At 64.5% G+C, this 24,691-nt stretch carries 16 protein-coding genes; 10 read left to right on the forward strand and 6 right to left on the reverse strand.

Features of this window, described 5'->3' with window-relative positions; translation table 11 throughout:
- Nucleotides 1-157 precede the first annotated feature (157 nt).
- The 3 genes from DVU_RS11535 (at nucleotide 158) to DVU_RS11545 (ending at nucleotide 4,556) form a co-directional block, all read left to right on the forward strand.
- Entirely contained in the window at nucleotides 158-1,777 is a 1,620-nt protein-coding gene (locus DVU_RS11535; RefSeq protein ID WP_010939733.1) for a DNA repair protein RecN, read from the forward strand.
- Between the two features lie 2 nt (nucleotides 1,778-1,779).
- Nucleotides 1,780-3,363: a hypothetical protein gene (locus tag DVU_RS11540; RefSeq protein WP_010939734.1), complete on the forward strand. Its 1,584-nt coding sequence runs from the start codon at nucleotides 1,780-1,782 to the stop codon at nucleotides 3,361-3,363.
- A 323-nt stretch (nucleotides 3,364-3,686) separates the two neighbouring features.
- On the forward strand, nucleotides 3,687-4,556 hold the full coding sequence (locus tag DVU_RS11545) for a pesticin C-terminus-like muramidase (RefSeq protein ID WP_010939736.1): 870 nt from the start codon (nucleotides 3,687-3,689) through the stop codon (nucleotides 4,554-4,556).
- 360 nt (nucleotides 4,557-4,916) lie between these two features.
- On the opposite strand, the gene rnr is transcribed toward DVU_RS11545, so the two are convergent.
- The 3 genes from rnr to DVU_RS11560 all read right to left on the reverse strand — a co-directional run bounded on the left by rnr (nucleotide 4,917) and on the right by DVU_RS11560 (nucleotide 9,539).
- Complete coding sequence (gene rnr / locus DVU_RS11550; protein ID WP_010939737.1) at nucleotides 4,917-7,577, reverse strand: ribonuclease R; 2,661 nt, start codon at nucleotides 7,575-7,577, stop codon at nucleotides 4,917-4,919.
- Nucleotides 7,578-7,606: 29 nt separating this feature from the next.
- Nucleotides 7,607-8,671, reverse strand: a complete 1,065-nt coding sequence (lpxK, locus tag DVU_RS11555) for a tetraacyldisaccharide 4'-kinase (RefSeq protein ID WP_010939738.1) — start codon at nucleotides 8,669-8,671, stop codon at nucleotides 7,607-7,609.
- 166 nt (nucleotides 8,672-8,837) lie between these two features.
- Nucleotides 8,838-9,539, reverse strand: coding sequence for a Bax inhibitor-1/YccA family protein (locus DVU_RS11560; RefSeq protein WP_010939740.1), 702 nt, complete (start codon nucleotides 9,537-9,539; stop codon nucleotides 8,838-8,840).
- A 494-nt stretch (nucleotides 9,540-10,033) separates the two neighbouring features.
- Between DVU_RS11560 and DVU_RS11565 the strand changes: the two genes are divergently transcribed.
- Both DVU_RS11565 and DVU_RS11570 read left to right on the forward strand, forming a co-directional pair.
- The gene (locus tag DVU_RS11565) at nucleotides 10,034-11,332 is read left to right on the forward strand and encodes a (Fe-S)-binding protein (RefSeq protein ID WP_010939741.1); all 1,299 of its coding nucleotides are present in this window, start codon (nucleotides 10,034-10,036) and stop codon (nucleotides 11,330-11,332) included.
- 305 nt (nucleotides 11,333-11,637) lie between these two features.
- A complete protein-coding gene (locus DVU_RS11570) occupies nucleotides 11,638-13,977 on the forward strand; it encodes a DUF3536 domain-containing protein (protein ID WP_010939742.1) in 2,340 nt (779 codons plus the stop codon).
- Between the two features lie 296 nt (nucleotides 13,978-14,273).
- On the opposite strand, the gene DVU_RS11575 is transcribed toward DVU_RS11570, so the two are convergent.
- Entirely contained in the window at nucleotides 14,274-14,756 is a 483-nt protein-coding gene (locus DVU_RS11575) for a hypothetical protein (protein WP_010939744.1), read from the reverse strand.
- 260 nt (nucleotides 14,757-15,016) lie between these two features.
- Between DVU_RS11575 and DVU_RS11580 the strand changes: the two genes are divergently transcribed.
- The 5 genes from DVU_RS11580 to pstA all read left to right on the forward strand — a co-directional run bounded on the left by DVU_RS11580 (nucleotide 15,017) and on the right by pstA (nucleotide 20,325).
- Complete coding sequence (locus DVU_RS11580) at nucleotides 15,017-15,859, forward strand: sulfide/dihydroorotate dehydrogenase-like FAD/NAD-binding protein (protein WP_010939745.1); 843 nt, start codon at nucleotides 15,017-15,019, stop codon at nucleotides 15,857-15,859.
- Nucleotides 15,852-17,282 (forward strand): NADPH-dependent glutamate synthase, encoded by a 1,431-nt coding sequence (gltA, locus tag DVU_RS11585; protein WP_010939746.1) that lies wholly within the window; start codon nucleotides 15,852-15,854, stop codon nucleotides 17,280-17,282. The genes DVU_RS11580 and gltA overlap by 8 nt, the downstream gene beginning before the upstream one ends.
- Before the next feature lie 241 nt (nucleotides 17,283-17,523).
- Complete coding sequence (locus DVU_RS11590; RefSeq protein WP_010939747.1) at nucleotides 17,524-18,336, forward strand: phosphate ABC transporter substrate-binding protein; 813 nt, start codon at nucleotides 17,524-17,526, stop codon at nucleotides 18,334-18,336.
- 79 nt (nucleotides 18,337-18,415) lie between these two features.
- Complete coding sequence (gene pstC / locus DVU_RS11595; protein ID WP_011791822.1) at nucleotides 18,416-19,309, forward strand: phosphate ABC transporter permease subunit PstC; 894 nt, start codon at nucleotides 18,416-18,418, stop codon at nucleotides 19,307-19,309.
- Nucleotides 19,310-19,395: 86 nt separating this feature from the next.
- On the forward strand, nucleotides 19,396-20,325 hold the full coding sequence (gene pstA / locus DVU_RS11600) for a phosphate ABC transporter permease PstA (protein ID WP_010939749.1): 930 nt from the start codon (nucleotides 19,396-19,398) through the stop codon (nucleotides 20,323-20,325).
- A 454-nt stretch (nucleotides 20,326-20,779) separates the two neighbouring features.
- Here the strand turns inward: pstA and DVU_RS11605 are convergent, their stop codons facing one another.
- Both DVU_RS11605 and fdnG read right to left on the reverse strand, forming a co-directional pair.
- The gene (locus DVU_RS11605) at nucleotides 20,780-21,493 is read right to left on the reverse strand and encodes a 4Fe-4S dicluster domain-containing protein (RefSeq protein ID WP_011791820.1); all 714 of its coding nucleotides are present in this window, start codon (nucleotides 21,491-21,493) and stop codon (nucleotides 20,780-20,782) included.
- A 179-nt stretch (nucleotides 21,494-21,672) separates the two neighbouring features.
- Nucleotides 21,673-24,684 (reverse strand): formate dehydrogenase-N subunit alpha, encoded by a 3,012-nt coding sequence (fdnG, locus tag DVU_RS11610; protein ID WP_010939752.1) that lies wholly within the window; start codon nucleotides 24,682-24,684, stop codon nucleotides 21,673-21,675.
- Nucleotides 24,685-24,691 lie beyond the last annotated feature (7 nt).

Consider the following 24,691-nt stretch of genomic DNA (forward strand, 5'->3'; position numbering starts at 1 on the left):
AACGGGGAGCGCATCCGGGTGTTCATTGTGCAAACCGGGCCAAGCGGGGCAACACGGGCCGCGACAACGGCCTCGCAGCACTAGCGGCATCACCTGCAACGGGCACAGCATAGCGCCCGCCACATGAGTCTCGTCATTCACCGCACATGGAGCGGCCATGCTGGAATATCTTCGCATCAGAGACCTCGCCCTCATCGAGGACATGGAACTCGAGTTCTCCAACGGACTGAACGTGCTCACAGGTGAGACCGGGGCAGGCAAGAGCTTCATCCTGAAGGCACTCAACTTCCTCACCGGCGACCGCCTCGGGGCGGATATGGTGCGTCCCGGACGCGACAAGGCGCAGGTCGAGGCACTGTTCATGCTTCCCGACGGTGAATGCATCATGCGGCGTGAACTCGTGGCTGCCACAGGTCGCAGCCGTCTCTTCATCAATGACGCGCTCAGTTCGCAGGACGCGGCACGCGACCTGCGCCCTTCGCTCATCGTCCATACGAGCCAGCACGGACAGCACAAGCTCTTGCAGCCTTCCTTTCAGGCCCAGTTGCTGGACACCTATCTCCAGAGGCCAGACCTGCTTGAGCGCCGGGAGGCGACCCTGCGACAGCTTCGGGACGTTGCGGCACAGCGTGAAGCCCTGCTCGAACGTTCCCGTACCCTCGAAGAGAAACGGGATGTACTCGAGTACCAGCAGCGCGAAATAGAGCGGGTAGCGCCCGAACACGGCGAAGAGGAACAGCTCGAAACCCGCCGCAACGAACTGCGTGACGCCGCCTCACTGCTCGAAGGCTACGAACACGGCATGGCCCTGCTGCGCGGCGGGGCGGACGGCCCCGGCATGGTCGACCTTCTTGGTCAGCTGGAACGGCAACTCGACGAACTCTCGAACCTCGACGACGCCTTCGGCACCGACGCCGAGGCTGCACGCACCTACCGCGACACGCTGCATGACCTCGAGCGCAGACTGCGCCGTCGTCCCGCCATCGCCGACCCCGGCGAGCGCGAACGTATCGAATCGCGCCTTTTCGAACTGTCGCAGCTTAAACGCAAACTGCGCCGGTCGCTGGACGACATCCTCAACCTACGGGATGAGATCGACGAGAACCTGTCGTTCCTCGACGCCTGCGGGCTCGACATCAAAAGGCTCGAACGTGAGGAAGCCTCCTTGCGGGAACAGCTCAAGGCCGTACTCGACGAACTCACCCCGGCGCGGCGCCTCGCAGCCGAACGTCTGGCACGCGACCTTGAGAGCGAACTGGCGGGCCTCGGCTTCTCCGAACATGTGCATGTGGATTTCGAATTCTCCCCCACCGAAGCGTGGCCCGGCTGTCCTGAAGAGAAGGCACGCCTCCTCTGGGTGCCCAACCCCGGACAGGCTCCGCAACCGCTCGACCGCATCGCCTCGGGCGGCGAGCTTTCACGGTTTCTGCTTGCGGTCGTGGGGCTCATGTCGCAAGGCGAGACCGCCACGCTCATCTTCGACGAGGTGGATGCGGGTGTGGGCGGCCTTACACTGCACCGGGTCGCAGACCGACTCGAATCGCTCGCCCTGCACCGTCAGGTACTGTGCATCACCCACTGGCCCCAGATAGCGGCACGTGCCGCCCGGCACTTCCAGATACGCAAGGAGGTGACGGATGGAGCGACCTCGACGCTGTGCGCCAGACTTGAAGGCGAGGCCATCCGCGACGAACTGGCGCGCATGGCGGGCGGCGGCACCGAAGGGCAGGCCCTCGCCGATGGACTCGCCGCCCAGAACACGCACGAGGGGTCGTAGCCATGACCGACGAGAACGCCACCACCCCGGAAACTGCGGCAGCACCGCAGGCCGCGTCCTCCAATGCTGGGCCCGCCGGACATGGCACCCCCCTCCCCAACGGGGCCCTGCTCTCTTTCGAACAAAGGCTCGACGCCTATATCGCTGCACTGCGTGACCTGAAGGAACGACGGGCCGTCAAGGAGGTCACCGAACGGGAGATGCTGCAGCTGCTCATGCGGCTCAATGCCCCGCGCATCAACGAACTGCCCCTCCTTGAAAGCCTGCAGCAAGGCATCACCGACTTCCTGACGATACGGGGCGTGACCGACCCCCTGCACGGTTTCGTGGCCGAGACGGTACGCAAGGGGATAACCCTGATGAACCGCTATCTTACTCTCGGCCCCGACAGCCCCGACGCCGACGCCCTGCGCGCTGAAGTGGCCAACTGCGAAACCCTGCTGCTCAAGGGCATTCAGGGCATCGTCTATACCACGGGGCTATGCATGGACAACTTCACCGAAACGCTCGTCCGTGCCTACGGTGACGTGGCCATCGCCGCCTCCGACACCATCATCCGCGAGACGCCGCCCGGCGAGGACTTCTGGCGTAGGCACTTCGAACATTACGTCGTTGCCCTTGTCCGCAAGGCCTACGACAGCATCATCGAAGACGAGGGGTTCAGCATCGCCAAGGAGAAATCGGTGCTCGTCATCCGCTACCCCTTCGACGCCCTTCTGGCCCAGCTGCGTCTCACCCCTCCGCCCGAAGAGAAGTCACGCATACAGAAGCTGTTCGAAGGCGAAGCGCGGGACTTCGCCACCCGCAAGGCCCGCAAGATTGTGCAGAATCTGCTGCGTTCGCTGGCCGACAAGAGCCTGTATCCATTTGCGGACGACGCCATCGACTTCATCAGCCAGATTGTGTGCATCGACCCGGCAGCTGCCGAACTCGACCGCCTGCAAACCCAGCTCATCTCCGGTGGTACTCACGAGGACGGGCGACAGGTATCCGCCGCCGAAGTCCAGTTCGCCCGTGATCAGGTTCTGTGCATGGCCTGTTGCGTGGGGCTCACGCTCAACATCATGCGCGCCGACTTCATTGCGGGCCTTGGGGCGCTCGGTCAGCGCGACATCGCCCTGCTACGGCGCACGCTGGGCGATTTCTCACTGCCATGCATGGGCAGGACGCTCCAGACATTACTTGAAGTGCAGTTCGTCTCCGAGTTGCGCACCCGCGCGGGTGACGACCTTGGCAAGATGCACATGCGAACCCTGCGTGAGCGACGGACATCGACATCCGCCGTCGAAGCACTGTTCGACCAAGGGCTGACGCGCATCCGTCGCAACAAGTTGTGGGAACAGGACCCGCACCGGGAAGACATGCTGCTCTTCAAGCCGCAGTCGGCCAGCGAACTCGACGCACTGCTGAACATCCTGCAGGTCGAACCCCTTCTGGAGCGCGAAGTACGGCGACTCTGGGTCGAAGCTCCGTTCAAGGTGGAGTTCGGCGTGTTCCTGAGTCTGGACCTACTTGCGCGCTCCACGACCAACCTGAACCAGCGACTCGCCGAAGTGCTGGGCAGGTTCGGCATCACACGCATCTGACGCACGCACAGATGCCGGGGGACATCTCGCGTCCCCCGGTCGTGAAATCCGGACGCAGTGCCTCGCGGGATGACGCTTCATGGACGTGATCATGCGATGCGGAAAGTGCAGCATGACCACGCCACAGCGCCCGCATTCGGCGTGCCCGTCCGAACGCTGCGGCCCTGCCCCTCGCCCGGGCGCATCAAGCAAAACCACCCCGCAGGCGCATCCTGTCCAGCCAGTCCTGACCCTTTTCCGGTCACGTGGTCGCCCCCTGTACACCTGCATGACATCCGGTACGTGCCGTTGCCGATGTTACAGGCTGCAGACAGGAGGACACCATGCGACACACGCCTGCGACGACCCGGCCCCCGGAATACGACGCTTTCGACACCGCGGACGAAGCGTACATCTTCACGCGAGACCTTCTACGTGTCCACGAAGGCAGAAGGCGCAAAGCGTACATCCCGCCTGTGGGCAGAAGCAGTGCCACCATCTCGACAGGCCTCGACCTTGGTCAGCATGATGTGGCTTCACTGCATGCCATGGGCATTCCCGCCGCCATTGTAGGCAGACTGGCACCACTGGCGGGAAGGAACGCCCGCGAGGCACGGCAGATACTGCACCTGCACCCACTTGTCTTGTCAGAAGCCGAGGACCATGCCGTTGAAGAGGCCATCGTGCGGCATTTCATGCACACGACGGCACAAGCCTACGACGCGGCGCAACACACGACGTCCACTGAAGTCCCCCCCGGTGTCCACAGTCCGACAGGAGGGACGCCTGCGACGTCCACGGTAGCAGGAATCAGGACACCTGACCTGAGACGGCAGCATACGGCGTCGACAGGGCCGGAATCCGATGCTGAATCGGCCCTTCGCGTCGGGGGAGACGCGCCGACAGCGCTACCCCGTGGCAATGGACAGGCCGTTGCGCCCTCGACATCACATCACCGGAACGAAGCCTCGTCGCACCGAAGACGATTCAGCGACCTGCCCAAGGAATTGCAGGCGCCTGTCGTCTCGGTACTGTTCCAGCATGGAAGCCCCCGCGCCGTCCCCCGCTTCTGGGCCCTCGTGACACGAGGCGACTGGCGGGGGGCCATCGCAGAGATGCGGTCATTCTACCGTCGGCCCACAGTCCTGCAAACGCGGCGCGACGCCGAAGCCGGCATCATGGAAACGGGGCTGAAAAGGCTTGAGATGGCGTAGTGGCATGCAGTGCCGCGCACAACACCGGTCTCCGCCCGGATATCGGGATTGCTGACGGCCCGTGTCGAGGTCCGGCAATGACGGCAGCTGTTGCGGTGCACACATCCCAGCGACGACGGGCTGGCGGGCACACGCAGCATCCCCGGAGAAGGAACGCAAAAGGGCCGACCTTGCTCCTTTCACGGAACAGGGTCGGCCCTCGAGACATCAGGAAGCAGACACAGAGGCGCGGGTGCGGGCAATACGTGTCGTCAAAAGAGCCCGCACTCGCCAGACTCCGTCACCGTCTCACGAGACGTCGTCAGGCTTCACGCCGTTCACTCAGAGACTTCCGCAAACGGGACAGAGGCACACCGAGGCCTACTCGTCACTCTTCTTGACCCTGCCCTGCCCCTTGCGGTGGGATGAAGCCTTTCCCTTACGGGACTGGCCTTTTCCGGCGGGCTTGCCGCCAGCCTGTCCATCCTTGCCATCGCGCCCGTCGCCTTTCTTGCGGTCGCCACCAGCGCCGTCGCGAGGGGCCTTGCCCCTGGCCGGATTTCCCGCACCGCGTGCCCCCTCGTTGCGGGAACGACCACGCCTTCTATCTCCCCCGTCGCGCGACGATGCATCGTCATCTCTGCGGCGACGGGTACGGGTCGTGTCACGCGGGTCGTCCTCCTCTGTCGCGGCGCGTATCCACGGCGGCAGTCTGTCGCCGTCCGGCATGTCGCCATCGGCAGAGACCTCCGGCGAGGCGTCAGGCGACGCCTTCACGCGAGGCGTGGCATCGTGACGGGACCGACCGCGGCCGCCACGCCCGGAACCATCGCGCCCGGAACCATCTCGACCGGACGCGGCAGACCGGCGCCGCGTCGGAACCGGGGTGTCGTCACCTTCTTCCCTGACGAGTTCGAGATTCACTTCGAGCCGCCCCACATTCACATCGGCAAGGCGCACCTTGACCTGTTGCCCGAGGCGGAACGTGCGTCCGGTGCGTTCGCCACGCAACTCCTGACGCTCGGGTATGAAGGCGTAGTAGTCGTCATCGAGGCTCGAAAGGCGCACCATGCCGTCCGCCAGCACTTCGTTGAGTTCAACGAAGAAACCGAAATCGAGTATGGACGAGATAACCCCGGTGAGCGTTTCCCCGACACGCGAGCGCAACAGCAGTACCGTCAGGCGCTTAAGTATCTCGCGCTCGGCCTCCATGGCCTTGCGTTCGTGCTGGCTCAACTGGTCGGCGATGGCGACAAGCTTGCCGCCCGCGGGGGTCGGCCCGGGGTCGCCCCCGAGCGCGCGTTTCAACGCCCTGTGCACCACGAGGTCGGCATAGCGCCGGATGGGCGAGGTGAAATGGCAATAGCATGCTGACGCAAGCCCGAAATGGCCCTCATGTTCCGGCGAATAGCGCGCCTGCATCATGGTGCGCAGGGTGAGCCTGCTGATGAGGAACTCCTGCGCCGACCCGTGGGCCTTCTGCAACACGGTCTGCAACGCCCCGGCAGAGGCCTCGCGCGGCAGTCCCTGCGCGATGTCGGTACCGGCAAGCACCTTGAACAGGGCAGACAGCTTTTCCGGTTCGGGTTCAGGGTGGACACGGTAGAGGAAGTCCGCCTCCTTCTCGGTGAGGAAGCGCGCCACCGCCTCGTTGGCGGCGATCATGAACTCCTCGACGATCTGATGGCCGAAATGGCGCACCTTGCGGCGGATGTCCACCGTCTCGCCGTAGATGTTGAAGGCGATTTCAGGTTCCGGCAGGTCGAAGTCGAGGCTTCCGCGTTCACGCCGCCGCTGATGCAGCACACGGGCCAATTTCTCGGCCTGTTCCAGCATCGGCAGCACGGGACGCAACACCAGCCTTTCCTCCTCGTCGCCGAGGAGCAGGGCGCGGTTCACCTGCCCGTAGGTCAGGCGCGCCTTGGATTCGATGACGGCGGGGTAGAACTTGCACTTGCCGGGTGACCCCTCGCCGAAGAAATAGATTTCCGCCACCATGGCGAGGCGCGGCACACGGGGGTTCAGGCTGCACAGCCCGTTGGAGAGGGCCTCGGGCAGCATGGGTTCCACCGACTGGGGGAAATAGTACGAGTTGGAGCGTTCGAGCGCCTCCCTGTCCATGGCGCTGCCGGGGCGCACATAGTGCGACACGTCTGCGATGGCGACCCACAGCCGCCAGCCCTTGCCCTGTTCCTCGACACAGATGGCGTCGTCGAAGTCGCGGGCGCGGGCACCGTCGATGGTGACGAACTCCATGTGCCGCAGGTCGATGCGGTCGGCGAAATCGCCACCGCCGGGGGCCGGGGGCAAGGTCGCCGCCTCTTCGAGCACAGGGACGGGGAACTCGGTGGGGACACCGTGGTTGATCTTGACCAGACGCTCCTGCACGCTCACGTCGTCCTCAGACCCCAGATGGCGCACGGCGGTCGCCGCCCACAGTCCATCCTCGACGCGCTCTCCGGGGCTCACCACGAGGATGTCATCCTTCTGCGGCTTGCCTTCAAGGCCCGTCACATCGACAAGGAAATGCACCTTGATGCGCGCATCGGCGGCACGGCACAGCAGGCCCTGCCTCCCCATGCGCTTGACGACGCGCGCGGGCATCTCCTTGAGGCCACGTTCGAGGATGCGGACGATGCGCCCTTCGGGGTTGCGTCCGCGCCCGCCGGGCAACAGCACCACCACGACCTTGTCGCCGTGCCACGCCTCACCCATTTGCGTTGGGTGCACGTAGATGTCCGTCCTGCGCCTGTCTTCGGGCAGTACGAACCCCATCCCGGTGCGCTGCACCTGCAACGTGCCGGTCACCATCTTCATGTGGTCGGTCAGGCCCCACGCACCGCCGCGCAGACGCAGGATGCGTCCTTCAGCCTGCAAGGCTTCGAGCGATTCTTCAAGCGTGCGTTTTTCCTTGCGATGCAACCCTAGTATACGCAACAGCATATCCAGTCTGAGAGGCCGCTGGGCCTCGCGGAATGCCTGCATGAGAGCATCCCGGCCACTGCCCATGGGGGCCTTGCGGGACGTCTTGTCTTTTGCCATGTGAAATTCCTTTCCGGCATCAGCCGGTGCTATGACGTTCCGGCGCGCTCTCGCGCCAGCCGCGCCCATCTCTCATCCCACCACTGCGGGAAGGGGGCTGCGGTGCCTATGGCAGGCCCGAATACGGTCTGCAGGTCGAACGTCCAGAGGTCGAGGCCCGCGAAGCGTTCAAGCTTCACCGCGTCCTTGGGGGTGCACACCAGTTGCGCACCCTCCTGCGCGAGCGAACGCACATCGTCGGGCCCATAGGGATGATGGTCGGGGAACACCCGGTGCCTTACCGGAGCATACCCGAAATAACGTGTCGCCGTCTCGCCCACCTGCCCCGGGCCGCCCACGCCGGAGACGAGGACGTAGGGCGCGCCGTCGAAATGGGGTCTCTGCTCGTTGCCGCCCACCCGCAGCAGCCCCGAGGGGCGCAGCCAGAATGAGAAGACCGGAACCCCGTAAGGCGCGAGGCGCTCTTCAAGTACCGGGGCAAGGGCTTCGAAGACCTCCGGGGAGGACTTGACGAAAAAGGCCGTGGCGCTCTTGAGCGCACTCGCCCCCTCCCGCCATGAACCCGCCGGGAGCACCCTGCCCCACTGGTCGAGCACGTCGTCCGGGCGCAGCACCACAAGGTCGAGGTCGCGCCGCACGGCAAGGTGCTGCATTCCGTCATCGAGCAGGTAGAAATGCGGACGCAGTTCATGTTCGGCCCACCGCCCCGCCCTGCGGCGCACGGGGTCGACCAGAACGGCGGCATAGGGGTTGCGCCGCGCCAGCATCAAGGGCTCGTCACCAGCCTCTTCCGCCGTGTGCTGCGAACCGACCAGAAACGGCACCGTAGGCGGCTTGGCGCCGTATCCGCGCGTGAGGACGGCGGGGTTGAGCCCCCGCGTCCCTGCCCAGTGCAGCAGCCAGTCCACAAGCGGCGTCTTGCCCGTGCCGCCCCATGCGATGTTGCCCACAGAGACCACAGGGCGCGAGGGACGGAAGGCGGGCGACATGGGCGATTCCCAGAAGCGGCGGCGCACCGCCATGCAGGCGGCATACACCCGTGAACAGGGGACGAGCAGGGGAGCGAGGTGATTCTGGAGGGCGGCGACGTGCATAGGCGGGCGTCCGGAGGGGAGGCGGCGGTTTCGACGGCAACTGCAGGAAGGGGCCTCATACAGGGTTGCGCATGGGCCCTGACACCCCTTCCATGAACCAGCTTCAAGCAACCACGGGAGGCCACCAGGCCTCCCGTGGTTCGAATCGCTTTCCGGGATGGTGGGGCTAGTCGCGCGACGAGCCGAACAGGCGCACCATCATGATGAAGAGGTTCACGAAATCAAGGTACAGGGTCAGCGCACCGAGGATGGTGCCACGGCGTATGGCCACGGCGTCGTCCATGGGGGCGTTTTCGCCGAAGGCCTTGAGCTTCTGGGTGTCATAGGCGGTGAGGCCGGTGAACACCAGTACGCCCACGGCGCTGATGATGAACTCCATCATGCTGCTACGCATGAAGATGTTGACCACCGAAGCGAGGATGATGCCAAAAAGACCCATCATCAGGAAGCTGCCCATGGAGGTGAGGTCACGCTTCGTGGTGGCACCGTAGATGCTCATGACGGCGAACATGCCCGCCGTGGTGATGAACGCCTGAAACACGGCACTCTGCGCATAGACCAGCAATATCGATGACAGCGTGAGGCCGTTGAGTGCGCTGTACAACAGGAACAACCCCGAGGCCATGCCCGCCGAAAGGCGTGCGATGCCCGCGCTTATGCCTATCACCAGCGCAAACTCGGCGATGATGAGGCCGAAGAACACGAAGGTATTGCCGAAAATGAACGCAATGAGGGCTTCACTGCTGGCCACACCCCACGCCGCCGCCGCTGTCACGGCAAGGCCAAGGGTCATCCACGAATAGACGCCGCGCATATAGGCATTGGTGGCTTCCACTCTGGCGGCACTGCCCATCGTCCTGTTGTACATGGTCTCTTCCTCCGGGTGCCTGGATATACACCCTGTTTCATTGCGCTGTCGCGCATCGTATCCTGATTGTGTGCCCGGTCTTCCGGGCGGCGCATCCTCGCCCACCTTCGGGCAACGCCATCCGGTCGGGCCGTTTGCAGTCTCCTGCAATGAAAAGAGATAGCAACGCCACTCCACTCTGGCAAGTGGAACGCCGCCAGCGGCGTCCATGCGCCCTTGGTCTGCGTATCCGCACTTGGAAACACCGCCGGGTATGAACTACACTACATACTGCCATCCGAAGCCACACGGCGCACCGCCGAAGGACAGCAAACGGCAGGAAACAAAACAGCCAGAAAGCACAAAACGATAGCGCGCAGCGCACTCCGAAGGGGGACGAGACCCGGACCTCACCACCTGCGAAAGGCCATGTACGGGGCTTTTCAACGCCGGATTTTGGTGACAGTATCCCTCCGCCTCATGCAACGCCCGCGCCCTGCGCGCCAGGAGACATCATGTCAGACGACACGCTCAAACCGCATCAAGAACCCGGCCGCACCTTCAAGGACCGGGTCATGGAAGTGCTGCCCGACGGCGGCAACCTCAACCTCTGCCTGACCTGCGGCGCCTGTTCAGCGGGCTGCCCGGCCACGGGGCTTGAGGACATGGACCCCAGAAAGTTCCTGCGCATGGCCGCCCTCGGCATGGACGAGGAGGTCACCACCACCCCGTGGGTATGGATGTGCACCATGTGCATGCGCTGCATGTACGTCTGCCCCATGCAGATCAACATACCGCAGCTCGTCTATCACGCCCGCGCAAGCTGGCCCCGCGAGAAACGCCCGCGTGGCATCGTCAATTCCTGCGACGCGGCGCTCAAGACGGAAAGCAACAGCGCCATGGGCGCCTCGCCCGACGACTTCGCCTATGTGGTCGAAGACGTCCTTGAAGAAGTGCGCTCGACCCAGCCCGGTCAGGAGAAGCTCACAGCCCCCGTGGACAAGCACGGGGCCATGTACTTCCTCAACCAGAACTCGCGCGAACCCGTGACCGAACCCGACGAGATGGTACCGCTGTGGAAGATCCTCGACATGGCGGGTGCGGACTGGACATACGGTTCCGTCGGCTGGGCGGCGGAGAACTACTGCATGTTCGCAGCCGATGACGAGGCGTGGGAGACCATCGTCCGCAACAAGGTCAAGGCAGTGGAGGACCTCGGCTGCAAGGTCTGGCTCAACACCGAATGAGGCCACGAACTTTACGCGATCCGGTCCGGATTGCAGAAATTCAATATCAAGCCCAAGTTTGAAATCGAGTCCATCATCAGGCTGTACGCCCGCTGGATACGTGAGGGAAAACTGCCCGTCAGCAGCGAATGGAACCGCGAACGCAAGGTGAAGTTCACCGTACAGGACCCCTGCCAGCTGGTTCGCAAGAGCTTCGGCGACCCTGTGGCGGACGACCTTCGCTTCGTGGCCAAGGCCGTGTGTGGTGAGGAGAACGTCATAGAGATGTGGCCCAACCGCTCAAACAACTACTGTTGCGGCGGTGGGGGCGGCTTTCTCCAGTCGGGCTATCCCGAAGCGCGCCGCTATTACGGCAGGTTGAAGAACGAGCAGATTGTCGCCACGGGTGCGCCGTATGTCATCGCCCCGTGCCACAACTGCCATTCGCAGATAAGCGACCTGTCCGACCACTACGGCGCAGGCTACCGCGTGGTGCACCTGTGGACCCTCATCGCCCTCTCGCTTGGCATCCTCGGCGAGAACGAAAGGGAATACCTCGGGCAGGACCTCTGCGACTGCGGTCTGTAGCACCATCGGCAGACACAGGCCCCGGACGCCACCGGGCGCGCGGCAACGGCCGACGGCGTTGACCATGATAACGACACACGGGGGGTGGCCATCTGGCCGCCCCTCTTCGTTTCACGCCACCACAGCACGCATCCTCGCGACCGCACACCGCGCATCCATTCCGCGAAAGCGCACACCGCACATTCATCCTTCCCGTTTACGCTTTTACACCGCACTACGACGGTGTATGCTGGAGGCAGGCCTCTACGGCTGCCCCGCAACGGGCCCCGACATCTGGCCGCCACTCCATACGGCAAGGAGACAGCATGGCACGGCACCTCTGCATCCACGGCCACTTCTACCAGCCCCCACGGGAAGACCCGTGGCAGGGAGACGTCCTGCCCGAAGGCAGCGCAGCCCCCGCCCACGACTGGAACGAACGCATCCACCGTGAAAGCTACGCCCCGCTGGCATGGGCGCGCCGCCTCGACGCCAATGGCCGTATCGCAGACATCATGAACTGCTACGAGTGGATGAGCTTCAACGTAGGCCCCACGCTGCTGCGCTGGATGGACAGACACGCCCCCGACACCCTGCGCCGCATGGTCGAGGGCGACAGGCAAAGCCTCGCCCGCTGGGGCCACGGCAACGCGCTGGCGCAGGTGTACCATCATATCATCATGCCGCTGGCCACTGTGCGCGACCGCGAGATGGAGGTGGCATGGGCCGTGGACGACTTCATGCACCGCTTCGGCCGCAAGCCGGAAGGCATGTGGCTGGCCGAAAGCGCCGCCGACCTGCCCTCTCTGGAGACGCTGGCCGATGCGGGCATCGCCTTCACCATCCTCGCACCGCGTCAGGCGCGCGCCGTCGCCATGCTGGACGGCAGGCCCGCCGATGATGCCGCATGGATGCCCGTGGACGAGCATTCTCTCGACATCCGCGAACCCTACCTCGTGGAACTCCCCTCCGGGCGTTCCATGGCCGTCTTCTTCTATGACGGTGCCCTGTCGCGGGCCGTGGCCTTCGAAAGACTGCTGCAAGACGGCGAGGGTTTCTGGAGGCGCCTCGTGGGGGCCGCCGGCCCCGGTCTGCTTTCCGTGTGTACCGACGGCGAGACCTACGGACACCATTTCACCTTCGGGGAGATGGCCTTGGCCCACGTTCTGGGACAGGGCTATTCGGGCCGCGACGACCTGCGTCTGACCAACTACGCGGCGCAACTGGAACGCACCCCTCCCAGACGGCGTGTCCTCCTGCATGAACCGTCGTCATGGAGTTGCGCCCACGGCGTCGAGCGATGGCGTAGCGACTGCGGCTGCACCGACGGCGGGCATCCGGGCTGGAACCAGCGCTGGCGCAAGCCCTTGCGCGAAGGGCTGGATGCCATGAAGCGCGAGATAGACGCCCATTTCTCCCGGCGCGGCGCGTCGCTCTTCTATGACCCGTGGGCGGCACTCCGCGGGTATGGCAAGGTGCTGGCGACGCAATCAACGGCGGCAGCGACACCTTCGGCCGACAGCGCACAACCCGCGGCCCCGGGCACGGCGCTCCCTGATGCACTTGAAGACGCCCGCTCCACCTTTGCCGCAAAACACCTGCGACCCGACCTCGCCCCCTCGGACATCGATACGGCATGGCGTCTTCTGGCCATGCAGGAAGCGGCCCTTGCCGCCTTCGCCAGTTGTGCATGGTTCTTCGACGAAATCTCGCGCATCGAACCCGTCAACGCCATGACCTACGCCCTGCGGGCCTCCGACCTCGCCGCCGCCACAGGCACGGGCGACATCCACAGGCATCTTCTCGAACACCTGCAACGGGCCGTCTCCAACAAGCCCGAAGAAGGCACGGGGGCGGACATCTTCACCCACCACGCCCTTCCCCGCCGCGAGACGGTACCGGGGCTGGTGCTTCAGGCCCTGTGCCTCCTCGAAGCCGCAGACGCCTTGCCCGCCGCGGGCGACACCGCCACATGGACGTGGCCTGGGGCACAGGTCGCCGTCCGTCTGGAGTCCGCCCCCGGCGACGTGCCGCTGCAAGGCATGGCCGAAGTCCGCCTTGCCCTTGAACCCGGGGGAGAGACGGTGCACTTCGCGTGGACGCCGCCACACGCCACGGGGGCAACAGGCAGCCTCGTCCGCGTGGTGCGTGCGGATGGAACGCAGGAGGCCATGCGGCTGATGGACCTTGCCCGCAACCGGCGCGAGGCGTTGCTGGCGGCACTGACCACAGGGGCGACCCGGCGTGCCGACGAGCTTCTCGGTCCGGTGGCACGCATGATGCTGCCGCTGGTCTCACCGTGGGAGGAGGCGCAACGCGACATGGTGCGTTCCGAAGCGTGGGCACCGCTTCTGCCCACGCTGGGGCTTGCCACCATCACAGGTTGCGGGGCATCGCCGGAGACGTTGCGCCTTGTGGAGGACTACCTTCGCGCCAACCTCGGCGCAGGCGACCGCAGACGGCTGGCAAGACTGGCCGAAGGCATGTTCACGGAACTGCTCGACGCGCCGGAACCCGACTGGGACAAGATCGAACGACGCATCGTGCGGACACGCGCCCTGCTGCCGGACATGGACTGGTGGTCCGTGCAGAACCGGATATGGCAATGGGGGCTCGCCGGTGAAGGGCCGCGCCGCTGCGCTGTCCAACTCGGGTTCAGGGTCTAGCAACACGACCGGAAACGAAGGGAGAAACCGTTCCCGGCAGGTGACACGACGTACAGCTCCGACGTGCTGCCACGGACGCACTGCTACAGCTTGCTGAGACGTCGGGCGACAACAGTGGTCAGCGCGACCAAGGGCGCAAATCGCCTCAATGCCGCTGCGTGAACGGATGGCACACCGTCAGAGCCTGTGCGCGAAACGTCCCCTGACCGCATGAGGAGAGGGAACCTTCGCCTTCGGCGTGGCTGATACGGTCGTGTATGCGAAGAAAGATGCGAACGCGGCCTGACAATGCGTCGTCAGACCCGGGCGGAGAGCATGGTGGGCACGTTCACACGGCGGGCGACGTCACCATAGGCACGGGCACCTGCCGCAGGTGACCGTGTGGGGCGAGGCTGCTGAGTCTCATCGGCCGTGGCACTGCCGCCAGCCCCCGGCACCCCGGCGACCTGCCCGGCCACCAGCCCGGCATCGGGCTGCACCGCAGCATTGGCCGCATAGGCCGAACGGGCACCGAGTGCCCGACCTACTTCGGCGGCATCAAGTGCATCCCCGAATTCGAAGGCCTGCACGCGGGCAAGCAGTGCCGCGGCCTCCCGCGCGGCGGCGCGAGGGTCGGGTGCGGTTTCCGTCTCATACCGGACGGAGAATGGGCCGAGTTTGACCGCCACCTCGCTACGACGTGAGGCCAGAAGCGCCAGCGCAGCCTCCGCCTTGTGCGGCGACTGTCTGTCGTAGGCTGAAACCGCCTGCTGTTGTATGCGTCCGGCCTCGATACGCATGAAACGCCCCTCTGCGATGGAGGGAGGAGAGTGACAGGGTATCCTCCGCGTCAATGCACCTCACCTCGTATCGAATAAAGATAGCCGTGCCGCACGGCGCGTGCAAGTGCCATTTCGCTTGCCAATGCTGCGACCTGCTTTTACGAAGAAGGGCGGAGCATTGACACACCGGGCGCCATTCTGCACCGCCACACCCGCGCCCGCCCGATACCGCCCCCCACGCTTTTCCACATGCCGCGCCGAGGAGGAAGACAACAGACATGCCCAATATCATTCTCAAGAAGGAACGCCTCATCCCCGGGCAGACCAGCAAACTGGTCATCGACGCCCCGCACATCGCGCGCAAGGCGAAGCCCGGCAACTTCGTCATCCTGCGCGTGTGCGAAAAGGGCGAACGCATTCCCCTTACCATAGCGGACGCCGACCCGGACGCGGGCACCATCACCATCGTCTATCTCGTTCTCGGCAAATCGACAGCCATGCTTGAGACCCTCGGCGAAGGCGATGCCATCCTCGACCTGTGCGGTCCCCTCGGCAAGCCCACCCATATCGAACGCTGCGGTACTGTCATCTGCGTGGGCGGGGGCACTGGCATCGCCGCCATGCATCACATCGCCAAGGGACACCATCTGGCGGGCAACCATGTCGTGGCCATCATCGGTGCGCGCAACAAGGACCTGCTTCTCTTCCACGACGACCTCTCGGCATTCTGCCCCGAAGTGCTCGTCTCCACGGACGACGGCAGCTTCGGGCACAAGGGGCTGGTGACCGACCTGCTGCGCCAGCGCCTCGAAAACGACCCCGGCGTGGCGGAGGTCGTGGCCGTGGGTCCCGTGCCCATGATGGCAGCCGTGTCCCGCACCACCGAACCCTTCGGCGTGAAGACCACGGTAAGTCTCAACTCCATCATGGTCGACGGCATCGGCATGTGCGGCGCATGTCGCGTGACTGTCGGCGGCGAGACGCGCTTCGCGTGCGTGGACGGGCCGGAATTCGACGGACACAAGGTGGATTTCGACGAATTACGCAAACGGCTTGGGGCGTTCCGTCCGCAAGAGAAGGAATCGTTCGACCATTTCTGCAGGTGTACGTGCCATGAATAGTGACAAGAAGGGCAGAAGCCTGCAACCGCGAGTCCCCATGCCCTGCCAGCCCGCCCATGAGCGGGTGGGCAACTTCCACGAAGTGGCCCTTGGCTACTCGCGCGAGGACGCCATGCGCGAGGCCTCGCGCTGCCTGCAATGCAAGAAGCCCAAGTGCGTCAAGGGCTGCCCCGTCGAGGTGCAGATACCGCAATTCATCGCCGCCCTTGCCAAGGGCGATGTCGAGTCGGCCTACCGCACCCTGCGCGAGACCAACAGCCTGCCCGCGGTCTGTGGCCGGGTCTGTCCACAGGAGAACCAGTGCGAAGGGGCCTGCATACTCGGGGCCAAGGGACAACCCGTGGCCATCGGTCGTCTCGAACGCTACGCCGCAGACACCTACATGGCCCTCGACGCCTGCGACCAGCTTACGGGCAGGCCCGAGTGCCCGCTCATCGACCCCGACCTCAAGGTCGCGTGCATCGGGTCCGGGCCCGCAAGCCTCACCGTGGCGGGCTACCTTTCGTCGCGCGGGTTCAAGGTGACCGTGTACGAGGCCCTGCACGAACTTGGCGGGGTGCTCGTCTACGGCATCCCCGAATTCAGGCTGCCCAAGTCCGACATCGTGGAGAAGGAGATTGCCGCCCTGCGCCAGCAGGAGGTGGAGTTCGTCACCAACTGGGTGGGCGGGCGCACCTTCTCCATCGACGACCTCTTCGCCGAAGGCTACAAGGCCGTGTTCATCGGGGTCGGGGCCGGGTTGCCCCGTTTTCTCGACATCCCCGGAGAGAACCTCGTCGGGGTGTTCTCGGCCAACGAATACCTGACGCGGGTCAACCTCGGGCGTGCCTACGGCTTCCCGGACTATGACACCCCCGTCTACAGGGGGCGCGAGGTCACCGTCTTCGGCGGAGGCAACGTGGCCATGGACGCGGCACGCACTGCCCTGCGCCTCGGCGCGGAGAGCGTTCGCATCGTCTACCGCCGTACCCGCGACGAGATGCCCGCCCGCCTCGAAGAACTTGAACATGCCGAGGAGGAAGGCGTTCGCCTCGAACTTCTGGCCGCACCGCTCGGCTTCAAGGGCGACGCGGACGGACGCCTCACCGCCGTGACCCTGCAACGCATGGAACTGGGCGAGCCCGACGCCTCGGGCAGACGCAGCCCCCGCCCTGTGGAGGGCGCGGTGTACGACCTGCCCACCGACCTTGCCGTCATCGCCGTGGGCACACGCCCCAACCCAATCCTGCTCGAAGCGACCCCCGGACTCACGCTCGACCGCCGGGGCTACATCGCGGTGGACGAGGCCACGGGCATGACATCCATCCCCGGCGTGTACGCCGGTGGCGACATCGTGACGGGAGCCGCCACGGTCATCCTCGCCATGGGTGCCGGTCGCAGGGCCGCCAAGGACATAGAAGCCCGACTGCGCCCTGCCACATAGACGGCGCCCTCCCCCTTCACGCGAGCCCCGCAGCATCGTATACTTGTCGCGCCTCACGCCACACCACTGCCAGAGTGGCGTGAGGCGCGGCGACACCAGACATGCCCCTCCACCTTCGCCGAAGCGCTTTCCACGTCACGAACATGTGCGACCGCCGCAACCGTTCCGTAACATGAGGGCCCTATTTTCCCCTCACGCGCCACGGCGCGCCCCAGTTCTGCAACATAACCGGAGGAAGAACATGTCGATCAAGCGTTTCGCCCTCGTCGCCCTCATGACGCTTGGCCTTGCCGCCAACGCCTTCGCCGCCGACAAGATCGTGGTCAAGGGTTCGACCACCGTGCTCCCCATCATGCAGAAAGCTGCCGAAGCCTACATGAAGAAGACCCCCGGCGTGGAGATCGAAATCTCCGGTGGGGGTTCCGGCAACGGTATCAAGGCCCTCATCGACGGCACGCTGGACATCTGCATGTCCTCGCGCAAGATCAAGGACAAGGAAGTGGAAGCCGCCAAGGCCAACGGTCGCGAAGCCGTCGAGCACATCGTCGCCCTCGACGCCATCCTGCCCATCGTCAACAAGGGCAACCCCGTCGACAACCTGACCATCGACCAGCTTCGCGCCATCTACGAAGGCAAGATCACCAACTGGAAGGAAGTGGGCGGCAAGGACGAAGCCATCGTGGTCATCTCCCGCGACACCTCCTCCGGCACCTACGAATCGTGGCAGCATTTCGTCATGAAGGACGCCAAGGTCTTCCCCGGCGCGCTGTTGCAGGCATCCTCCGGTGCCGTGCTTCAGGCCGTCTCCAAGAACTCCAAGGCCATCTCCTACGACGGCATCGGCTACGTGAACGACACCGTCAAGGCCACCAAGGTCAACGGCGTCACCGGTTCCGCCGCCACCGCCAAGGATGGTTCGTACGCCATGGCCCGCGACCTGCAAATCTACACCCCCGGTCAGCCTCAGGGTGCGGTGAAGAACTTCATCGACTTCATGAAGTCGGCCGAAGGCCAGGCCCTCGTGCAGGAAGCCGGCTTCATCCCGACCAAGTAGCATCCCTGCCCCAGCCCATCCCTGCCCCCCGCGCCACTGGCGCGGGGGGCGCACCATCAGACAGGATACCGGTACGCAAATGGCCATGTCGCGACGCGCAAAAGACAACATGGTGCACGGCGCCTTCTGGACAGCCGCCGCCCTCTGCATCGTCACGCTGACGCTCATCATGGTCTTCCTCTTCATGGAAGGCTTTCCCATTTTCCAGCATGTGAGCCTTGCCGACTTCATCTTCGGCAAGCTGTGGTATCCCACATTCGACCCGCCGGAATTCGGCATCCTGCCCATGATAGTGGGGTCGCTGGTCGTGACCGCGCTTTCGTCGCTCATCGCCATCCCGCTTGGCATCATGACCGCCATCTACCTTGCCGAGTTGGCCGGCCCCCGGATGCGCGCCTACGTGAAGCCCCTCGTGGAGATGCTTCAGGCACTGCCTTCGGTGGTCATCGGCTTCTTCGGCATGGTCATCGTGGCCCCGTGGCTACAGGAGACCTTCGACATCGCCACAGGTCTCAACATCGCCAACGCATCCATCATGCTGGCGTTCATGGCCGTGCCCACCATCACCAGCATCGCCGAAGACGCCATCTACAGCGTACCCAACGACATGCGCGAGGCCTCTCTCGCCCTCGGGGCCACCCACTGGCAGACCATAGGCCGCGTGGTCGTCCCTGCGGCACTGCCCGGCATCAGCACGGCGGTCATCCTCGGCATGGCGCGTTCCATCGGAGAGACCATGGTCGTTCTCATGGTGGCGGGCGGCGCAGCCATGCTGCCCGGTTCCATCTTCGACCCTTCACGGCCCATGCCCGCCTCCATCGCAGCAGAGATGGCCGAAGCCCCCTTCCGTAGCGACCATTACCACGCACTCTTCGCCACCGGCCTTGTGCTCTTCTTCTTCACTCTCGCCTTCAACGCACTGGCCGCATGGATTGCCGAAAAGAAGAAACAGGTGGGAACGGCAACGCTGTAACCGGCCGTTGCACCCTGTCGACAAGCATCACAACGCCGGAGCATCCGGCCCATGCGGCACTGCCGCACAAGCACGCAGGAGCGACAATGCCCCGCACTGCCTTCGCCTCACAGCAGACGGCCACCCTCGGCAACATTGGCCACATGCCTCAGGATTCCGGCTATGTGAAACGCCGCAAGCCTCTGCAACGATTCATGTTCGGCCTGTTCCATGTCGCCGTGTTCATCAATGCGGCGGCCCTCGCCATCATCTGCGGCTTCGTCCTCTACCACGGTCTGCCCGCCATCAGTTGGGAGTTTCTCACCGCCTTTCCGCGTGACTCCATGACCAAGGGCGGCATCCTGCCGTGCATCCTCGGCACCATCGCCCTCAGCTACGGTTCAATGCTCATCGCCCTGCCATGGGGAGTGGCCACAGCCATCTACCTGCAGGAGTACGCCCGCCCCGGCCCGCTGGTGCACGCCATACGTCTGACCATCAACAACCTGGCAGGGGTGCCTTCGGTCGTCTTCGGCCTGTTCGGACTCTCGATGTTCGTCACCGCCATGAAGATGGGAGTCAGCCTGCTGGCGGGCATGTTCACGCTGGCGGCACTGGTGCTGCCGCTCATCATCGGGGCATCCGAAGAGGCACTGCGCTCGGTCTCGCAGACCTACCGCGAAGCGTCACTGGGGCTTGGGGCCACCAAGTGGCAGACCATCTCGCTGGTGGTGCTTCCCGCCGCGCTGCCCAGCATCCTCACCGGGGCCATCCTTGCCGTCGGTCGCGCCGCAGGTGAGACGGCAGCCATCATGTTCACGGCTGCCATGTTCTTCAGCCCCCGCCTGCCCGGTTCGCTGTTCGACAGTGTCATGGCCCTGCCCTACCACATCTATGTGCTGGCGACGGCAGGTACTGAAATCGAACTGACGCGCCCCATGCAATTCGGCACCTCGCTGGTGCTCATCGTGCTGGTGCTGGGCATGAACCTCATGGCCATCATCATGCGGGCGCGACTCCAGCGCAGACTCCGCTGACGGGCCTCCCGAAGAGAATACCGGCCCCGGAGCACGTAGTACGTCGCACCTGAACCGCACCGGGCACCCTCTCGCCCTGCCCACGCGCCATGGGCGGACACGCGACTCCCACGCGAATGACCGCAGCCTGAACCCCGTCTAGAGGGTTCAGGCTGCGGTCATTTGCGGGCACTCCGAACCGTCGTATGGCCAGAGGGCCGACCTCCCGCCGCAAGGACGGCCCTTCGACTGTGGTGCACCATACCCTCACCAACCGCCTTTCAGACCACGGCAAAGCCGGACGGCTGAAGCCATGGGAACAGATTCCATTCCATACACGAAACCCCGGAAGGTGATCGTCAGCGACAACCTTCCGGGGTGTTGCGTATCCAGTCGGCGCGGCCTGCCGGATGCTGCCCCCCATGCCATCGCCCAGTGCCGCAGCAGGCATACGGCGCGCTAGCAGGACGCGACGCTAGGCGAAAGGACGCAGGCGCAACAAGGCGCGACGGCTGAAGGGCCCGATGCGCGAGGTGTCGGCTTCCGCCACCATGTGCGAATGGTAGTTGGCGGGGGCGAGCTCGCACAGGTACAGGACCCGTACAAGGTCGGAGTCCGCCAGCAGGGCTGCGGGGCTCCTCTTCTTCACCTCGCCGAGGCGTTTCTGCGCCAGTTCAAGCATGTCGGCCCTGTCACCGAAGTGCATGGTCCCCGTGGGGCAGGTCTTCACGCACGCGGGCAGCATGCCGTTCTGCACCCGGTCGATGCACATGTTGCATTTGGTGAGCAGACCCGTTGCCGGGTCTTGCCGCGGGATGTCGTAGGGGCACGCCGAGCGCACCTCCATGTAGTCCAGTCCCTTGGTCTTCTCGGTGTAGAGCACCGCCCCGGTCTCCGCATCCTGCACGATGGCACCCGGAATGAGGGCATCCGCCACCATCTTGCACGGTGGTTCGAGACAGTGGCGGCATTGCTCCGGGAAGAACAGCCATTTCAGTTTGCCATCCACCTCGACCTCGTTGAAGCGCACCAGCTTGAAGGTGCTCGGCCCGAGGTCGGGCGGATTCTGGTATGAGCCGGTGTTGCGCGTCTCGATGCTGCCGAACTTCTTCCACTGCTTGCAGGCGGCCTGACAGCCCCGACAGGCCGTGCAACGCGTCTGGTCTATGAAGAACGTCTTGCCGTTCATGTATGCCTCCCTGATGTGACGCCTCGACACTCTCCGCATTCCCTGCGGGAGGCTGCCGAGGGGGCGCACGCCGGAGACATCGTCTCCGGCGCGACCGCTCCACTTCTTGCCGCGTACACCGCCCCCGCAAGGGGTCGGTATCGCGCCATGCATGCATCAAGTCTTCTGATGGCGCGCCACTAGGCCTTGCGCAGGTTGACCATGAAGACCTTGGTCTCGGGAATGCCAGTGTTGGGGTCGCCCACCGAAGGCGAGAGCAGGTTGGCAGAGTCGCCCTTGCCCACATGCTGCCCCCAGCCGAACTGCCACGGTATGCCCACCTCGTGCATGACCTCGCCCATGACCTTGAAGGGCTTGAGACGTGGCGTGACGATGGCGACCACCTGCACCTTGCCCCGCAGCGATTCGAGCACCACGGCGTCGCCGTTGGCGATGCCGAGTTCCTTGGCCAGTTCGCGGCTTATCTCGCAGAAGCCCTCCGGCTGCATCTCCTTGAGCCACCCGGTGTTGCGGGTCATCGTGCCCGACTGCCACTGTTCGGTGACGCGGTAGGTAGTGCAGATGAAGGGGTAGCGCTTGTCGCGCACCGCCTTGGGTTCGTGGCTGAACGCCAGCGCAGTGGGGTTGACCCGCTGCTTCGAGAAGGGATGGCTTTCGAGAGGACTCTCGAACGGTTCGTAGTGCTCCGGGAAAGGCCCGTCGACCCTGCCGGGGCCGAACAACTGACCGCGCCCCTCGCGTATCATGATGAAGGGCAACTTCTCTCCGGGCTTCCAGCCGCCGTCAGGCACGTCGCCCACCCACTTCTCGCCGTTCCATGCGATGACGGCACGCTTGGGGTCGAAGGGCTTGCCGGTCATGTCCACCGCCGCACGGTTGTACAGGATGCGACGGTTGGCGGGCCATGCATACGACCAGTTGGGGAACAGCCCTATGGCGGCCTGTTCCGGGGTCTGCGTACGGTCTCGGCGCGCCATCATGTTACCGGCGTCGGTATAGCACCCGGTGAATATCCAACACCCGGACGTCGTCGAACCGTCGGCCTGCAACATGGCGAAGCCGGGTACCTGCTGCCCCGCCTTGTAGGTCTTGTCGCCTATGGTCACGTCCGTGAGGAACTTGCCGTTCAGCGTCTTCGCCACCTTGTGGTGATCGTACTTGCCGTCGGTACGGTAGTCGGTGTCCAGCGCCAGCACGGGTTCGGGGAAGGCTCCCTTCTCCTCGCGGTAGAGTTTGCGTATCTCGTCATAGAGGTCGAGGACGATGTCACCGTCCGAACGGCTGTCGCCCATGGGTTTCGGCCCCGGTTCACGCCATTGCAGCCAGCGACCGGAATTGGCGATGGAACCGCCCTTCTCGACGCTCATGCACGCAGGCAGGAAGAACACCTCGGTCTTGACCTTGGCGGGGTCTACCCCCGGCCCCTTCCAGAAGAGCGAACTTTCGTTCTCGAAGAGGTTGACCACCACCATCCAGTCCAGCGTCTCCATAGCCTTGCGGTTCTTGCCCGCGTTGGCCCCGCCCGCACAGGGGTTCTGCCCCCACACGAAGGCACCCTTGAAGCCGCCCTTGCTCATGCGCTCGAATATCTGCAACCACGAGTAGTCGGTTATCTTCCCGTCATCGACCTTGGGGTGCCAGAGGTAGCCGTCCTGATGGCTGGCCGTGGGATACACCGACTTCATGTACGAGGCGAGATACTTGCCGCGGTTCGACCACCAGTTGGCGCTCTTCGGGTCCTTGTCCACCGGCGTCGTGCCCTTCACATAGTCGTCGAAGGTGGCCCACGAGGCCTTGGGGGTGGGCAGGTAGCCGGAGAGGTTGTCGCACAGCAGCGAGATGTCGGTGGTGCCCTGCACGTTGGATTCGCCGCGCAGCGCGTTGACCCCGCCCCCTGCGATGCCGATGTTGCCCAGCAGCAGCTGTATCATCGAAAGCGCACGGATGTTCTGTACGCCCACGGTGTGCTGGCACTGCCCCATGGCATAGAGGATGGTTCCCGCCCTGTCGGGCTTGCCCGTCGAGGCGAAGGTACTCCACAGCGTCGCCAGCTGCTCTTCGGAGATGCCCGTCACGTCGGAGACGGTCTTCCTGTCATAGCGGGCGTAGTGGGCCTTCATGAGTTGAAAGACGCAGCGCGGGTCGTTCAGCGTGGGGTCTTTCAGGGTCATGCCGTTCTCGTCGGCGGCGAAGGCCCATTTCTTGGTGTTGTAGGTTCCCTTCTCGGCGTCGAAGCCGGTGAAAAGACCATCGGCGAAACCGTAGTCCGCACCGACGATATACGAGGCGTTGGTGTAGTCGACCACGTACTGCCTGAAGAACAGGTCGTTCTCCATGATGTACCGGATGAGACCGCCGAAGAAGGCGATGTCCGTGCCCGACCTGATGTGGGCGTGGATGTCGGCCTTGGCGGATGTGCGCGTGAAGCGCGGGTCCACATGGATGAGCGTTGCACCGCGTTCCTGCGCGCGCGTCACCCACTTGAAGGATATGGGATGGTTCTCGGCGGCGTTACTCCCCATGATGAGAATGACGTCGCTGTTCTTGAGGTCGATCCAGTGATTCGTCATCGCACCGCGTCCGTAGGACTCTGCCAGAGCCCCCACAGTCGAGCTGTGTCAGATACGTGCGTGACTCTCGATGTACACGAGGCCGAGCGCGCGCATCATGGCTTGCATGAGCCAGCCCTCCTCGTTGTCGACGGCGGCCGAGCCCACCGAGGCTATGCCCCGGGTGCGGTTGACGGTCTGCCCCTTGTCATTGGTGAGTTCGAAGGTGGCGTCGCGCGTCTCCTTGATCTTGCGGGCGATGCGCGGCAGGGCCCAGTCCCACGACTTCTCCTCCCACGCCGCGGCACCGGGTGCACGGTACAGCACCTTGGTGACACGCTTGCTGCGTTCGGTGGTCTGCCAGATGGACGCACCCTTGGGGCACAGCGTCCCTTCGTTGGTGGGATGGTCGGGGTCGCCCTCGATGTTGATGGAGCGTCCGGTCTGGGTGTCGGTGTAGACCAGCAACCCGCATCCCACCGCACAGAAGCAGCAGACAGAGGGTGTGACCTTCGCCTTGGCGATCTTGAGTTCCGCAGCCCGCGCCACCGTGGGCGCGAGGCTCTGCCCCAGCCCGGCGAAGGCGAGAGCGCCTGCGGAAGCCGAAGCGAGCTTGATGAACGTTCTGCGAGGCATTCGCATGATGTGT

Origin of the sequence: Nitratidesulfovibrio vulgaris str. Hildenborough (genome assembly GCF_000195755.1) — a bacterium.
Classification (GTDB): domain Bacteria; phylum Desulfobacterota; class Desulfovibrionia; order Desulfovibrionales; family Desulfovibrionaceae; genus Nitratidesulfovibrio; species Nitratidesulfovibrio vulgaris.